Origin of the sequence: Lentzea sp. NPDC006480, assembly GCF_040611995.1 — a bacterium.
GTDB lineage: Bacteria > Actinomycetota > Actinomycetes > Mycobacteriales > Pseudonocardiaceae > Lentzea.
Genome location: NZ_JBEXPJ010000200.1, coordinates 1 through 15,433 on the forward strand (window position 1 = coordinate 1; position 15,433 = coordinate 15,433).

Below are 15,433 nucleotides of genomic sequence, written 5' to 3' on the forward strand. Positions count from 1 at the left end.
GGCAGCAGCACCGCCACCGGGTCACCGGGCTCGACGTCGTGCTCGTCGCGCAGCCGCGGGACTGGTCGCGATGGGACCGCTGTTGTCCGCGTGCGGCGGAGGCGGGGCCCAGCGGGCCGGGGTGAACTCCGATGCCGGTCTCAAGGCCGTGCTGCCGGCCTACGTGCCGAACACGTCGATCAAGCCGGACATCCCCTCCGTGGCGGGCGGCGCCGACGTGCTGACGGAACCGGGCTTCCTCAGCTACCCGGCCAACCGGATCGCCACCGTGTCCGGCGTGCCGGGCAAGGGCGGCAAGTACTCCGCGGTCACGCCGCTGTGGGGGACCGTCCCTCCGGCCGACAACAGCTTCTACCAGGCCATGAACAAGGCCTTGGGCGTCGAGCTGGAGATGAAGCCCGCGGACGGCAACAACTACAACACGATCATTCCGACGATGACCGCGGCGAAGAAGCTGCCCGACTGGATCAACCTGCCGGCCTGGTGGAACCCCTCCTTCAACACCGGCGGCCTGGCCGGCAACCAGCTCGCCGACCTCACGCCCTACATTTCCGGCGACAACATCAAGAAGTACCCGAACCTCGCGGCGCTGCCCACCGCCGCGTGGCGTGCCGGTGCCTGGGGCGACAAGCTGTACGGGATCCCGTCGTTCTCGACCGGGTTCAAGATCGCCGGTTGCATCTTCTACCGGCGTGACGTCCTGGATGCCAAGGGCATCACGGCCGACCAGATCAAGTCCGCCGACGACCTGGTGAACCTCGGCAAGGAGCTCACCGACGCCAAGGCGGGCGTCTGGGCCTTCGACGACATCTACCGCTACGTCTACACCGCGTTCGGCGCACCGCTGAAGTGGAAGGTGGACAACGGAAAGCTCGTCCACCTGTTCGAGACGCAGGAGTTCCTGGACGCGGCCGACTGGCACCGCAAGCTCGCGGTCGCCGGGTACATCCACCCCGACGCCCTGGCGGGCGACAACTCCGGCAACACCCGGTTCTACGCCGGCAAGACGCTCATCGAAGGTGGCGGGACCGGCGCGTGGAACCTCGCCGACCACCAGTCCGGCCAGGCCGCGAACCCGAACTACCGCCGCGGGGCCCTCAACTTCTTCGCCGCGGACGGCAAGAGCGCGCCCCGCGTCGACATGGGTTCGGCCACCGACATCATCAGCTACCTCAACGTCAATCTGAAGCCCGGGCAGATCGAGGAGCTGCTGGCCGTCGCCAACTACCTCGCGGCGCCGTACGGTTCCGCCGAGTACACGATGGTCAACTACGGCGTCGAGGGCACCCACTTCACCATGGACGCAGGCGTGCCGACGCACACCGAGGCGGGCAAGAAGGAGGTCCAGGCGCAGACCTACCCGTTCCTCGCCGCCCCCTCCGCCGCCATCAGCAGCCCGTCCGCGCCGAATGTCGCCAAGGACATCACCGCCTGGCAGGCCGCGAACGTGAAAGCGCTCTCCAAGCCGGTGTTCTGGGGCATGAACGTCAGCATGCCGCAGGCGCAGGCCACGGCCGAGGCCGCGCAGCCCGTCGAGGACACGCTCAAGGACGTCATCCACGGCAAGAAGTCCATCCAGGACCTGAAGGACGCCGCCGCGACCTGGAAGTCCAGCGGCGGCGGTGACCGGCTGATCCAGTGGATGAACGACAACGTCCTGCAGAAGTTCGGCACGGGACAGTGACCACGCTGCGAGCGGAGGGCACCAGGCGGCCGGCGAGGCTGAACTGGCGGATCAGGCTGCGCCGGGACCGGTCGCTGATCCTGATGACGCTGCCCGCCGTCGTTCTGCTGCTGGCGTTCAACTACGCGCCGTTGTTCGGGCTCGTCACGGCGTTCCAGGAGTACGACCCGCTGGCCGGGGTCTGGAACAGCCCGTGGGCCGGGCTCTACCAGTTCGAGCGGCTGATGAGCGACCCGCTGTTCTGGGGAGCGGTGCGCAACACGCTGTACCTGAGCTTCGTGCAGCTGGTCCTGTTCTTCCCGGTGCCGATCGCACTGGCGTTGCTGCTCAACTCCGTGCTGTCCCAACGGGTGCGCAACTTCATCCAGTCAGTCGTGTACCTGCCGCACTTCTTCTCGTGGGTGCTGGCCATCACGATCTTCCAGCAGATGCTCGGCGGTGCCGGCGCGGTCAACCACTTCCTGCGCAACAACGACATCGGCACGTGGGACGTCATGACCAACCCGGACACCTTCGCGCTGCTGGTCACCTCCCAGGTGATCTGGAAGGAAGCCGGCTGGGGGATCATCGTGTTCCTGGCCGCGCTCGCCGCCATCAACACCGACCTCTACGAGGCGGCCGCGGCGGACGGCGCGGGCCGGTGGCGGCGGCTGTGGCACATCACGCTGCCCGGACTGCGCGCGGTGATCGTGCTGATGCTGGTGCTGCGCCTGGGCAACGCGCTGACGGTCGGGTTCGAGCAGTTCCTGATCCAGCGCAACGCGGTCGGCCACGACACGGCCGAGGTGCTGGACACCTTCTCGTTCTACTACGGCATCGCGACCAACGACTACAGCTACGGCGCGGCGGCGGGCCTGTTCAAGGGCGTCATCTCGTTGTTGCTCATCTGGGGCGCGAACAAGCTGGCGCACGCCTTCGGGGAAGACGGGTTGTACCGACGATGACACTCACCGTTCAGCGCGCCGGTAGCAGCGCGCGACCTGTTGCGCCCCAAGCGGTTCGTCCGAAGCGGAAGAACGCGCGCCCAGCGTGGGAGGAGCCACCGACCCTCGCCGGAGACGCCGCGAAGGGCATCACGCTGGGCGGCGTGCTGATGGTCATGCTGGTGCCGTTGTGGATCATCGTGGTGACCAGCCTGTCCACCCAGGCCGCGATCAACCGGGCGGGCGGTCTGGTGATCTGGCCGGACGGCCTGACCTTCGAGGCCTACCGGGTGATGCTGGCGGACTCGACGGTGCGCAGCGCGCTGCTGGTGAGCTTCGGCATCACCGGGATCGGCACGCTGGTGTCGATGGCGGTCTCGGTCATGTGCGCCTACGGGCTGTCCAGGCCGGGGTCGCTCGGGCACCGCTTCCTGCTGACACTGCTGATCGTCACGATGTTCGTCAACGGTGGCCTGATCCCGACGTTCCTGGTCGTCACCGGGCTCGGCGGCTACGGCCAGTGGTGGGCGCTGGTCCTGCCGAGCGCGGTGTCGGTGTTCAACATCCTGATCCTGCGAGCGTTCTACTCGAGCACGTCGGTGGACCTGATCGAGGCTGCCAGGATCGACGGTGCGGGGGACTGGCGGATCCTGTGGTCCATCGTCCTGCCGACGTCTCGCGCGGTGACCGCCGTGATGGCGTTGTTCTACGGCGTCGGCTACTGGAACTCGTTCTTCAACGTCATGTTGTACATGCCGACGGACAGCGAGAAGTGGCCGTTGCAGTACGTGCTCTTCACGTATGTCAACCGGGGCAACGGCATGCCGGGCTCGGTCAACTCCGGGTTCGGCGACCAGTTCTCCCAGACGGCGCCGCTGGCGTTGCAGATGGCCGTGGTGGTGCTGACGCTCGTGCCGTTGCTCATCGTTTATCCGTTCGTGCAGAAGCACTTCCGCACGGGTGTCCTGACCGGCGCGATCAAGGGTTGATCTCATGGTGACGATTGCCGATGTGGCCAGGCACGCGGGCGTGTCGTCCAGCACGGTGAGCTATGTGCTGAGCGGCAAGCGCGCGATCTCCGAGGAGACCCGGAACCGGGTGCGGGTTTCGGTGCGGGAGCTCGGTTACCACCCCAACGCCGGTGCGCGGGCCCTGGCCGCCCGGCGGTCGCACATCGTCGCGCTGATGGTGCCGCTGCGCACCGACGTGTACGTCCCGGTGGTGATGGAGATCGCCGTCGCGGTCACGATGGCCGCCCGGCAGCACGGTTACGACGTGCTGCTGATCACCAACGACGAGGGCCCGGACGGGGTGCGCCGGATCGTGGCCAGCGGGCTGGCCGACGGCGTCATCCTGATGGACGTCGAGCTGGGCGACGTGCGCATCCCGGTGCTGCGGTCCCAGGGCACGCAGGCCGCGCTCATCGGCCTGCCGGACGATCCGGCCGGACTGTCCTGTGTGGACCACGACTTCGTGACGGCCGGTGCGCTCTGCGCCGACCACCTGGCCGATCTCGGTCATCGCGAGGTCGCGTTCATCGGCTACGGCTCCGGTGTCTACAGCCGGCACGCCGCCTACGCGGAACGCACGGTCGCCGGTTTCGGTGACCGTGCGGAACAGCGAGGCCTGCGCTTCGTGCACCGGGCGTGCGAGGGCACGTACGAGAGCACGGCGGGGACGCTCGCCCGCATCCTCGCGGACCGGCCGGAGACCACCGGGTTCGTGGTGCAGAACGAGAGTGCGATCGGGCCGTTGCTCACGTTGCTGCGCTCCAGCGGGCGGACCGTGCCCGAGGACGCGTCGGTCGTCGCGCTCTGCCAGGCCCAGCTCGCCGAGCAGTTCGCGCCCCGGCTCACCTCGGTGACCGGGTCGCCGCAGGAGCTCGGCCGCGTGGCCGTCGAGCAGCTCCTGCGCCGGATCACCCAGGCGGGCGCGGGAGACCGGCCGGAGGACGAGCGGGTCCTGCTCACGCCGGTCCTGACCGTCCGCGACAGCACCGGATCCGCGCCGCGCACCCAGCTCTGACTCCGAGTCATTCCGCACCGCAGACCAACGCGAGGAGCTGCCGCATGCCCACGTACTTCCGAGACCTCGGCACCGCGCTCGAATGGCGGGCCAGGGGTGAGACCCTGCGCGTCGAGCCGTGGGGTCCGGATGCCGTCCGGGTCAGGGCGACTCCCGGCGGGCCGTTGCTGGAGGACCTGCCGGGCGCGTTGCTCGACGCGCCACCGGACGGCGGCGATGCCGAGATCAAGATCGCCGAGCACCACGCGACGCTCGTCAACGGCAAGCTGACCGTCCGGATCGACGCCGACACCGAAGGAAAGCTCACTCCGGAGCTCGGGGCGTCCGCGGGCAGGCTCACGTTCCTGCGCACCGAGGACGGCACCGAGTTGCTCGCCGAACAGCCCGCCCACTTCTGGTGGCCGGGACCGCGCCTCGCGACTCCGACGGGCAACGGTCACCATCGGCTGGAGCAGCGTTTCCGGGCCTATGAAGGGGAACGGCTGTACGGCCTCGGCCAGCACACGCACGGCCTGCTGGACCAGAAGGGCGCGGTCATCGACCTGGTGCAGCGCAACGCCGAGGTCACCATCCCGCTGCTGGTCTCCGACCGCGGTTACGGCCTGCTGTGGAACTCGCCCGCGATCGGCCGGGTCGAGCTCGCCGGGACCGGCACGCGCTGGGTGGCCGACAGCGCCCGCCAGATCGACTACTGGATCACCGCCGGTCAGCCGGCCGACGTGCTGAGCCGGTACGCGGACGCCACCGGGCACGCGCCGGAACTTCCCGGGTGGGCCTCGGGTTTCTGGCAGTGCAAGCTGCGCTACCGCACCCAGGACGAGCTGCTGGAGGTCGCGCGCGAGTACCGGCGGCGCGGGCTGCCGTTGTCCGTGATCGTCTGCGACTTCTTCCACTGGACGCATCTCGGCGAGTGGAAGTTCGACCCCGCCGAGTGGCCCGACCCCGCGGCCATGGTGCGCGAGCTGGACGAGATGGGCGTCAAGCTGATGGTCTCGGTCTGGCCGTCGGTGAGCCCGGCGAGCGAGAACTACCACCCGATGCTGGACCAGGGTCTCTTCATCGGCACGGAGTTCGGGCCGATGGCGCACGCGGACTGGCCGGACAAGGGCCTCGGCGCGTACTCCGCCCAGGTCGCCTTCTACGACGCCACGAACCCCGACGCCCGCGAGTTCGTGTGGGAGCGCATCCGGCGTGGGTACCACGATCTCGGCATCAAGGTCTTCTGGCTGGACGCCGGTGAGCCCGAGCTCAAGCCGGGGCACCAGTACAACCTGCGCTACCACGCCGGTCCCGGCCTGGAGGTCGGCAACCTCTACCCGCGCGAGAACGCCCGAACTGTCCACGACGGACTGCGCGTGTCGGGCGAGACCGAGATCATCTCCCTCAACCGTTCGACGTGGGCAGGTGCGCAACGGTACGGTGCCGCGCTCTGGTCCGGTGACATCGGCACGGACTTCGCTTCGCTGCGCACCCAGATCAAGGCCGGGCTGAACGTGATGATGTCCGGTATCCCCTGGTGGACCACGGACATCGGCGGCTTCCACGGCGGCGATCCGGACGATCCTGCCTATCGCGAGGTCCTGGTGCGGTGGTTCCAGTACGGCACGTTCTGCCCGTTGTTCCGCCTGCACGGTTTCCGCGGCGACGAGCAGGTGCTGGAGCCCGCGATGACCGGGCTGGCCAACGAGGTCTGGTCGTACGGCGAGGAGGCCTACGAGATCCTCGCCGCCCACCTGCGGCTGCGGGAACGCCTGCGCCCGTACGTGATGGAGCAGATGCGCACGACGTCGGAGACCGGTGTGCCGCCGATGCGTCCGGTGTTCCTGGAGTTCCCCACTGACCCAGTGGCGTGGGATGTCGAGGACGCGTTCCTGCTCGGTCCCGATCTGCTGGTGGCTCCGATCACCGAGGCCGGTCTGCGTGAGCGTGAGGTTTACCTGCCCGCTGGTGCGCGCTGGACCGACGCGTGGACGGGCGAGGAGCACGAAGGCGGCCGGACGGTGACCGTCGCGGCCCCGATCGAGCGCATCCCGTTGTTCCTGCGCAACGGTGCTCGTCTTCCCGTGCGGGAGGAACCGTGATCACCGATCGACTTGGCGGGCTCGCCTTCGGTGGCGACTACAACCCCGAGCAGTGGGACGAGCAGGTGTGGAAGGAGGACGACGAGCTGATGCGCGCGGCCAGGGTCAACCTGGCCACGGTCGGCGTCTTCTCCTGGGCGTTGCTGGAACCGGAGGAGGGCTGCTACGACTTCGAGTGGCTCGACGCGCACCTGGATCGCCTGCACGCCAACGGGGTGCACGTCGACCTGGCCACGCCGACCGCCTCGCCGCCGCCGTGGTTCACGCTGGCCCACCCGGACGCCATGCCGGTCACCCCGGACGGCACCAGGCTGGTGCACGGCAGCCGCGACACCTACTGCATCAGCGCCCCCGCCTACCGCGCCGCGGCCCGCCGGATCGCCGCTGCGCTCGCGGAACGCTACGGCGACCACCCGGCGTTGGCGTTGTGGCACGTGCACAACGAGTACGTGACGTTGTGCTGGTGCGATCACACCGCCGCCGCGTTCCGGGTCTGGCTGCGGGCGAGGTACGGCTCGCTGGACGCGCTCAACTCCTCGTGGGGGACGGCGTTCTGGAGCCAGCGGTACGGCAGCTGGGAGCAGATCCTGCCGCCGCGCGCCACCCAGTGGCACCGCAACCCAGGCCACACGGTGGACTTCAGCCGGTTCTGCTCTGACGAGGTGATCGCCGCCTACTCCGAGCAACGGGACGCGATCCGCGCGCACAGCGACCGTCCGGTGACGACCAACATGATGCTGCCCGGCTACCAGAACATCGACCTGTGGGCGCTCGGCCGGGAGGTCGACCTGGTCGCGATCGACTTCTACCCGTCCGCGCCCGGCCTGGACGCGGCCGCGGAAGCCGCCTTCACCGCCGACCGCGCCCGCTCGTTCGCGGGCGGACGGCCGTGGCTGCTGATGGAACAGGGCACCAGCACCGTCTACGACCGGGGCCGGACGCTCGCCAAGGAACCGGGGGAGATCCTGCGGCACTCTCTCGGCCACATCGCGCGCGGTTCCGACGGCGCGTTGTTCTTCCAGTGGCGCCAGTCGAAAGCGGGTGCCGAGCAGTGGCACTCGGCGATGGTTCCGCACGCCGGGCCGGACAGCCGCGTGTTCGCCGAGGTGACGGCGACGGGCGAGGCCGTGTCCCGCCTCGCCGAGCTGGCCGGGTCGACCGTCACGGCGCACGTCGCCGTGTTGCACGACTCCGACGCGTGGTGGGCGTTGAACTCCGACGGCCTGCCATCGTCCGATTTGGACTATCACGCCGCACTGCGTGATGCCCATCGCGCGTTGTGGGACGCCGGCGTGGTCGCGGACTTCGCGCACCCGGAAACGGAGCTGAGCCGCTACCGGTTCGTCGTCGCCCCGGCGTTGTACCTGCTGTCCGACTCCGGAGCGGAGAACCTGCGCCGCTACGTTCTGAACGGCGGCACGTTGCTCGTGCAGCACTTCAGCGGCGTCGTGGACGACCGGCTGCACGCGAGGCTCGGCGGCTGTCCGGCCGCGCCGTTGCGCGAGGCGCTCGGCATCCGGGTCATGGAGTACCGGCCGCTGCGACGCGACGAGCGGATCACGCTCTCGGACGGTTCGCACGGCACGGTCTGGAGCGAGACCGTGCAGGTGCGGGGTGCCGAGACGGTCGTCGCCTACACCCACGGCCCACTGGCGGGTTCTGCCGCGCTCACCCGGCACGGCTACGGCACGGGAGAGGGCTGGTACCTGTCGACGCGTCTGGACGACGCGGACTACGGCGCGCTGATCGCACGGCTGCTGGACTCCGCCGGCGTCGGCCCCGTGCTGCCGGGCCTGCCACCGGGCGTCGAAGCGGTCACGCGCGAAGGGCCGGACGCCCGCTGGCACATCGTGCTCAACCATCGTCCGGAAGCCGTGTCCCTGCCGGAAACCGCCCACGACCTGATCACGGGCGGACCGGTCGGGGAACTGCCACCCGGCGGATGTGCTGTGCTGCGGGGAGGAACGCCGTGACCACGATCCACTGGGGTCACGCCGAGCTGTCGTGGGACTTCGACCTCACCGAGGGCAGGCTGCGCCGCTCCGGCACCACGCTGCCGCTGGTGGAGGTGACGGCCGCGAACCACGGCCGCATCTGGTCCAGCAACCGCCTGATCGACACCGCGATCGGCGAGCGGCTCCGGTACCGCGGCCACCGCACACCGTCCGAAAAGGACTGGCAGGTGCTGGTCGTCGAGCTGTACGACGAGGAGTCCGGCCTGGCCGTCGAGGTGACCTACCGTTCGCCTGACGGCATTCCCGTGGTGCGCGGCGAGGTCGTCGTGCGCAACGAGGGGAGTGCCCCGGTGCGCCTGGAGTCGGTCACGTCGCTCGTCGCGGGCGGTCTCGCTCCACCGGAGGACGCCGACGTGCTGTGGGCGGAGAACGACTGGCTGGCGGAATGCCGGTGGCGCCGCGAACCCGTGCGCCTCAAGACGCCGGAACGTGGCGGGCGGCATCGCGACATCCGTCACAAGGGTGCGATGTCCGTTGCGGGACAAGGAGTCTGGTCCAGCTGTGGTCATCTGCCGATGGGCGGGGTGACCGACCGCACGACGGGCCGGACGTGGGTGTGGCAGATCGAGCACAACGGCGGTGGCTGGCGCTGGGAGTGCGGGGAGCACGACAACGCCGGGTACGTGGCGCTGTGCGGTCCGGAGGAGTACGACCACGGCTGGAGCCGGGTGCTGGCGCCCGGCGAGGAGTTCCGCACCGTGCCCGTCTCCCTGGCTTGCAGCGCGGGGCCGGACGCCGCGTTCGCCGCGTTGACCCGCTACCGCCGCGTGACCCGCCGGCCGCACCCCGACCACGAGGCGCTGCCGGTCATCTTCAACGACTACATGAACTGCCTGATGGGCGATCCCACCACGGCCGAGCTGCTGCCGTTGATCGACGCCGCGGCCGGTGCGGGTGCGGAGTACTTCGTCATCGACGCGGGCTGGTACGCGGAGGTCGGCGAGAGCTGGTGGGACAGCGTCGGTGCGTGGCAACCGTCCCGCACCCGGTTCCCCGGTGGCCTGCGGGAGGTGCTGGCGCGCATCCGGGAACGCGGGATGGTTCCCGGCCTGTGGCTGGAGCCCGAGGTCATCGGCGTCAACAGCCCGCTGGCGGACACCCTGCCGGAGGAGGCGTTCTTCCGCAGGGACGGCGTGCGGGTCGCCGACTGCGCCCGCTACCACCTCGACCTGCGGCACCCGGCCGCTCGCGCGCACCTGGACGAGGTGGTCGACCGGCTGGTGGGGGAGTGGGGCGTCGGTTACCTGAAACTCGACCACAACATCAACCCCGGTTCCGGCACCAGCTCACGTGACGGCGAAGTGCCCGCAGACGGCCTGCTCGGCCACAACCGGGCGCAGCTCGACTGGCTCGACGGCGTTCTCGACCGCCATCCGCACCTGGTGCTGGAGAACTGCGCCTCCGGCGGCATGCGCATCGACCACGCGCTGCTGTCGCGGACACAGCTGCAGTCCACCAGCGACCAGCAGAACCTGGACCGCTACGCGCCCATCGCGGCGTCGGCGCCCGCCGCGATCACGCCGGAGCAGTGCGCGGTCTGGGCCTATCCGCAGGCGGAGGACTCGCTCGACGAGGTCGCCTTCACCATGGCGAGCGCGCTGCTCGGCCGCGTGCACCTGTCCGGAAAGATCGCCGATCTGGGGCCGGAGGCGAGTGCGCTCGTCCACGAGGCCTTGGCCGTGTACAAGGCGATCCGCGCCGACCTGCCGCACGCCGTGCCGTCCTGGCCGCTCGGCCTGCCCGGCTGGGACGACCCGTGGATCGCCTTGGCCATGTCCACGTCCTCCGTCACTTATCTGACCGTCTGGCGCCGTTCCGGTGCGGAGGACACTGTGGCACTGCCGGGCTTGTCCGATGTGGACGTTGAGGTGCTCTACCCGGCCGGCAGTGCGGCGTCCGCGCGGCGGAACCTCGCCGAACTCGTCGTGACGCTGCCCGGGGCGCCGTCCGCCGTGCTGTTCCGGCTCACGGCCAGAGGAGCTGCCAGGTGACGAACCCCGTGATCCCGGGAATGCATCCCGACCCGAGCGTGTGCCGGGTCGGCGAGGACTACTACCTGGTGTGCTCCAGTTTCGAGTACTTCCCCGGCATTCCGATCTTCCACAGCCGGGACCTGGTGCACTGGACGCAGATCGGCAACGCGCTGGACCGCACGAGCCAGCTGCTGCTGACCGCCGAGACGCCGTCCTCGGCCGGCATCTACGCGCCGACGTTGCGCCACCACGACGGCCGGTTCTGGCTGATCGTCACGAGCGTGAGCCACGGCGGCGGCAACATGGTGTTCACCGCCACCGATCCGGCCGGGCCGTGGTCCGACCCGATCCCGTTGCCGGATGTCGGCGGCATCGACCCGGACCTGGCCTGGGACGACGACGGCAACTGCTGGTGCACGGTCGCGGGGGTGTCGCAGTACCGGATCGACCTGGCCACCGGTGAGGCGCTCGGTGAGCCGAAGCGGCTCTGGTCCGGCACGCCCGGCGCCAAGGCCCCGGAAGCGCCGCACCTGTACCGGATCGGTGAGCACTGGTACCTGCTGATCGCCGAGGGCGGCACCGAACGCGGCCACGGTGTCTCGATCGCCCGTGGCCCGGCGCCGGACGGCCCGTTCGAACCCTGTCCGGCCAACCCGATCCTGTCGCACCGCAGCACCGACGAGCCTGTCCAGAACACCGGTCACGCGGATCTGGTGGAGGGACCGGACGGGTCGTGGTGGCTGGTGCTGCTCGGCGTGCGGCCAGGTGGTGGCACTCCCGGCTGGCACGTGCTCGGCCGGGAGACGTTCCTCGCCCCGGTGAGCTGGGTCGACGGCTGGCCCGTCGTCGGTGAGCTCACGTCCGGCCCCGCCAGCGCGGTGACCGAGCGGGACGACTTCGACGACAGCGAGCTGCGGCCGTGCTGGATCTCGGTCCGCGACCGCTCCGAGCAGCACTGCACCACGAAGGAACGGTCCGGCTGGCTGACCCTGCACGCTCGCGGGTCCGGTGTGGATGATCCCGCGGTCGTGTTCGCGGGACGCCGTCAGCAACATCTGTCGTGCCGGGTTCGCACGCTGATCGATCCCGCGGACGGAAGTGGAGGCATGGCGGTCCGGTTCGACGAAGAACACCACTACGAGATCGAGGTGGCGTCCGGCGAGGTACGGGTGATCGCCCGCATCGGTCCATTGTGGACAGTGGTGGCGTCACAGGCGGTCGCGACCGGGCCGTTGATCCTCGGTGTCCAGGTGGACGAGGCGCGCGAGCTGCGGGACTCGCGGTCGGGCCCGGACACGATCTCCTTCGGCGTCGAGGAACCCGGCGGCACGTTCACCGTGCTCGCGACCCTCGACGGCCGGTACCTCTCGACCGAGGTGGCCGGCGGCTTCACCGGACGGGTCATCGGCGTCTACGCCGCGACGGGCACCGTCCACTTCGACTGGTTCGACTACCAGCAGGCTTCCTGACGATCAGTGGAGATTGTGAGGGTTCATGTTCCGATCATTGCTCGGTGTGGTGGCTCTGGCTGCGACCGTGGTGCCGGCTGTCGTCACCGAAGCCGCTGCCGCGGAAGCCGGATGTCGTGTCGACTACTCGGTGAGCGGCCAGTGGGAGGGCGGGTTCAAGGCCGACGTCGCCGTTACCAACACCGGAGCCGCCGTCGACGGGTGGAAGCTGGCCTGGGAGTGGCCGTCCGGCCAGCAGGCGGGCAACGCCTGGAACGCCAAGGTCACCGAGACCGACGGCCAGGTCACCGCCACCGGTACGGGGCACAACGCCAAGATCGCGTCGAACGCGACGGTGAAGTTCGGCTTCATGGGCACCTGGGGAGCCGCGAACACGGCGCCGTTGTCGTTCTCGCTCAACGGTGTGACCTGCGTGCACGGCGGCAAGCAGCTCACCGCGATGGAGGCCACCGCGGCGATGCAGCCGGGGTGGAACCTCGGCAACACGCTCGACTCGACCGGCCCCGACGAGACGTCGTGGGGCAACCCGCGCGTGACGGAAGCCTTGCTGGACAACGTGAAGGCGCAGGGCTTCAAGAGCATCCGCATCCCGGTCACGTGGAGCGCGCACCTGGGCCCTGACTACACGATCGAGGCGGCGTATCTCGCCCGCGTCAAGGAGGTCGTGCGCTGGGCGTTGGCCCGCGACCTGTACGTGATGGTCAACATTCACCACGACTCGTGGCAGTGGATCTCGAAGATGCCTGCCGAGCACGACCGCGTGCTCGGCCAGTTCACCAGCATCTGGAGGCAGCTGACGACCGCCTTCGCCGAGTTCGGGCCCAAGCTGACGTTCGAGAGCTGGAACGAGCCGCAGTTCGCGGGCAGCACCGGCAAGCCGCAGGAGATCGCGCTGAACGCCGAGCTCAACGCGTCGTTCCACGACGTCGTGCGCCGGTCGGGCGGCAACAACGCCACCCGCCTGCTGGTGCTGCCGACCCTGCACACCTCGTCCGACCAGGAGTACGTCGACCCGCTGGTGGCGCAGATCCGCGGGTTGAACGACCCCAACCTGATCGCGACCGTGCACTCCTACGGCTACTGGCCGTTCAGCGCGAACGTGGCGGGCGGCATCCGCTACGACGCCACCGCGCAGCAGTACGACACCGACTCGTTCGACCGCGTGTACAACAGCTTCGTCGCGCGGGGCATCCCGGTGATCCTCGGTGAGTACGGGCTGCTCGGGTTCGACCGGCACACGGGCACGATCGAGCAGGGCGAGAAGCTGAAGTTCTTCGAGTACGTCGGCAACTACGCCCGCGCCAAGAAGATCACCACCATGCTGTGGGACAACGGCCAGCACTTCGACCGGACCACGTTCCAGTGGAAGGACCCGGAGCTCTTCGCCCAGATCAAGTCGAGCTGGACGACCCGTTCCGGGACGGCCTACACCGACCAGGTGTTCACCGCGAAGGCGAGCCCGATCACGGCGCGGACGATCAAGCTGAACCTCAACGGTGTGTCGTTCTCCGGTCTGTACAACGGGAACATCGCTCTGACGCGTGGCCGCGACTACACGCTCGACGGTGACCAGCTGACCCTGACCGCCTCGGCGCTCACCAGGCTGAGCGGCTCGCGGACCTACGGTGTCAACGCAGTGCTGACGGCCCGGTTCTCCCAGGGCGTGCCGTGGCGGTTCTACGTGATCACCTACGACCCGCCGGTGCTGTCCGGCGTCACCGGCACGACGGCGAAGTTCGAGATCCCGACGAACTTCCGCGGTGACCAGCTCGCCACCATGGAGGCCAAGTACGACGACGGCACCTTCGCCGGCCCGCAGGAGTGGACGTCGTTCAAGGAGTTCGACGTGGCGTTCGCGCCCAACTACACCGACCGCCTGACCGTCCTGAAGCCGGAGTTCTTCGGCGCGGTCAAGGACAACCAGCGGGTGACGCTCACGTTCCACTACTGGAGCGGCACCAAGGTGACCTACCAGGTGACCAAGTCGGGGAGCGCCGTCACCGGTGCGTCCGCCTGACCCGGTCCATTTCGGACAAGAACCAGGAGGAACACGGGTGCACAGGTCAACATCGGCAGCCCTCGCGGTCGCACTGACGTCGGCTGTCACGCTCAGCGGTGCTCCTGCGGCTCAAGCCGCCGCCGGGTGCGAAGTCGACTACCAGGTGACCAACGAGTGGCAGGGCTTCGCGCTCAACGGCACGGCGTGCACGGGTTCGGCACCGGACGTCCTCGCCCAGGCGCACACCGCGGGGAGGGTCACGAAGTCCGGTCAGTACTCCTGGCCCGGCGTCTACTTCGAGGGCCGCTTCCACGGCACCGGCGTAAGCGTCTCGCTCAACGACTCTGCGAACAACTACGATGTGCAGGTAGACGGCGCGACCGTCGCGACGCTCTCGAAACCGGGCCGCACCACTTACTGGGTGACCAACCTGAGCAACGCGCGCCACGGTGTCCGGCTGGTCAAGCGCACCGAGAGTCCGTGGGCCGCAGGGGAGTTCGACGGGTTCGTCGCCGCGAGCGGTGGCACGATCCTCACAAAGCCCGCGGCGCGCGGCCGGCAGATCGAGTTCATCGGCGACTCGCTGACGGCGGGCTACGGCAACCTCTCGACGACACGCGACTGTTCCACCAACGGCGGCGTCGACCGCAACACCAACACCGACATCAGTTTCGGTGCCCTGACATCCCGTGCGCTCAACGCCGACTACCAGATCAACGCGTTCTCCGGCCGTGGCATGGTGCGCAACTACGGCGGTGGCGAGCCCGGCACCAGCTACCGCACCTACTACGACCGGGCGTTGCTGAACGTCGACGGCGACGTCTGGCAGAACCCCGGCACGTGGCATCCGCAGCTGGTCGTGGTGGGCTTGGGCACCAACGACTTCTCCACCGCGCTCAAGCCCGGCGAGCAGTGGCCGGACGCGCAAAGCCTGGTCGCCGCGTACAAGTCCGCTTACCAGGGGTTCCTGGACAAGCTGCGGGCCCGGTACGGCGCCGGCACAACGATTCTGGTGAGCGTCGGGCAGGCGTCGGGGACGTTCACCGACGCGGTGCGGCAGGTCGCGCTGGACCGTGCCGCCCGGGGCGACACCAAGGTGCGCTACTGGAACTACGCCGACCCGGCTCTCGACCTCCTCGGCTGCGACTGGCACTTCTCGCGGCACGACCACCAGTTGATCTCCGGGTGGCTCGGCGGACACCGTCGCGTCGCGGATCATCGTTCTGGTGCTGCAGGACGCGGCGGACGGGTTCTTCCTCGTGCC

10 protein-coding genes are annotated in these 15,433 nt (G+C 69.2%); all 10 read left to right on the forward strand.

Translation table 11 applies throughout. From position 1 onward, the window contains the following. Positions 1-121: 121 nt before the first annotated feature. Positions 122-1,684, forward strand: coding sequence for a hypothetical protein (locus tag ABZX92_RS40880; RefSeq protein ID WP_355570856.1), 1,563 nt, complete (start codon positions 122-124; stop codon positions 1,682-1,684). Next, positions 1,681-2,628 carry an ABC transporter permease subunit gene (locus tag ABZX92_RS40885; RefSeq protein ID WP_355570857.1) on the forward strand — a complete coding sequence of 316 codons (948 nt, stop codon included), beginning with the start codon at positions 1,681-1,683 and terminating at the stop codon, positions 2,626-2,628. Before ABZX92_RS40880 ends, ABZX92_RS40885 begins: the two co-directional genes overlap by 4 nt. Next, a complete protein-coding gene (locus ABZX92_RS40890) occupies positions 2,625-3,596 on the forward strand; it encodes a carbohydrate ABC transporter permease (RefSeq protein ID WP_355570858.1) in 972 nt (323 codons plus the stop codon). Before ABZX92_RS40885 ends, ABZX92_RS40890 begins: the two co-directional genes overlap by 4 nt. Positions 3,597-3,600: 4 nt before the next feature. After that, positions 3,601-4,632: a LacI family DNA-binding transcriptional regulator gene (locus tag ABZX92_RS40895; protein WP_355570859.1), complete on the forward strand. Its 1,032-nt coding sequence runs from the start codon at positions 3,601-3,603 to the stop codon at positions 4,630-4,632. Positions 4,633-4,676: 44 nt separating this feature from the next. Further along, positions 4,677-6,713 (forward strand): glycoside hydrolase family 31 protein, encoded by a 2,037-nt coding sequence (locus tag ABZX92_RS40900; RefSeq protein ID WP_355570860.1) that lies wholly within the window; start codon positions 4,677-4,679, stop codon positions 6,711-6,713. Then, positions 6,710-8,686 carry a beta-galactosidase gene (locus ABZX92_RS40905; RefSeq protein WP_355570861.1) on the forward strand — a complete coding sequence of 659 codons (1,977 nt, stop codon included), beginning with the start codon at positions 6,710-6,712 and terminating at the stop codon, positions 8,684-8,686. Before ABZX92_RS40900 ends, ABZX92_RS40905 begins: the two co-directional genes overlap by 4 nt. Next, positions 8,683-10,719: an alpha-galactosidase gene (locus tag ABZX92_RS40910; protein ID WP_355570862.1), complete on the forward strand. Its 2,037-nt coding sequence runs from the start codon at positions 8,683-8,685 to the stop codon at positions 10,717-10,719. The genes ABZX92_RS40905 and ABZX92_RS40910 overlap by 4 nt, the downstream gene beginning before the upstream one ends. Next, positions 10,716-12,170, forward strand: a complete 1,455-nt coding sequence (locus tag ABZX92_RS40915) for a glycoside hydrolase family 43 protein (RefSeq protein WP_355570863.1) — start codon at positions 10,716-10,718, stop codon at positions 12,168-12,170. The genes ABZX92_RS40910 and ABZX92_RS40915 overlap by 4 nt, the downstream gene beginning before the upstream one ends. Positions 12,171-12,195: 25 nt before the next feature. Beyond that, a complete protein-coding gene (locus ABZX92_RS40920; protein WP_355570864.1) occupies positions 12,196-14,187 on the forward strand; it encodes a cellulase family glycosylhydrolase in 1,992 nt (663 codons plus the stop codon). Positions 14,188-14,224: 37 nt separating this feature from the next. Then, positions 14,225-15,433 (forward strand): SGNH/GDSL hydrolase family protein (locus tag ABZX92_RS40925; protein WP_355570865.1); only part of this gene is annotated, 1,209 nt, incomplete at its 3' end.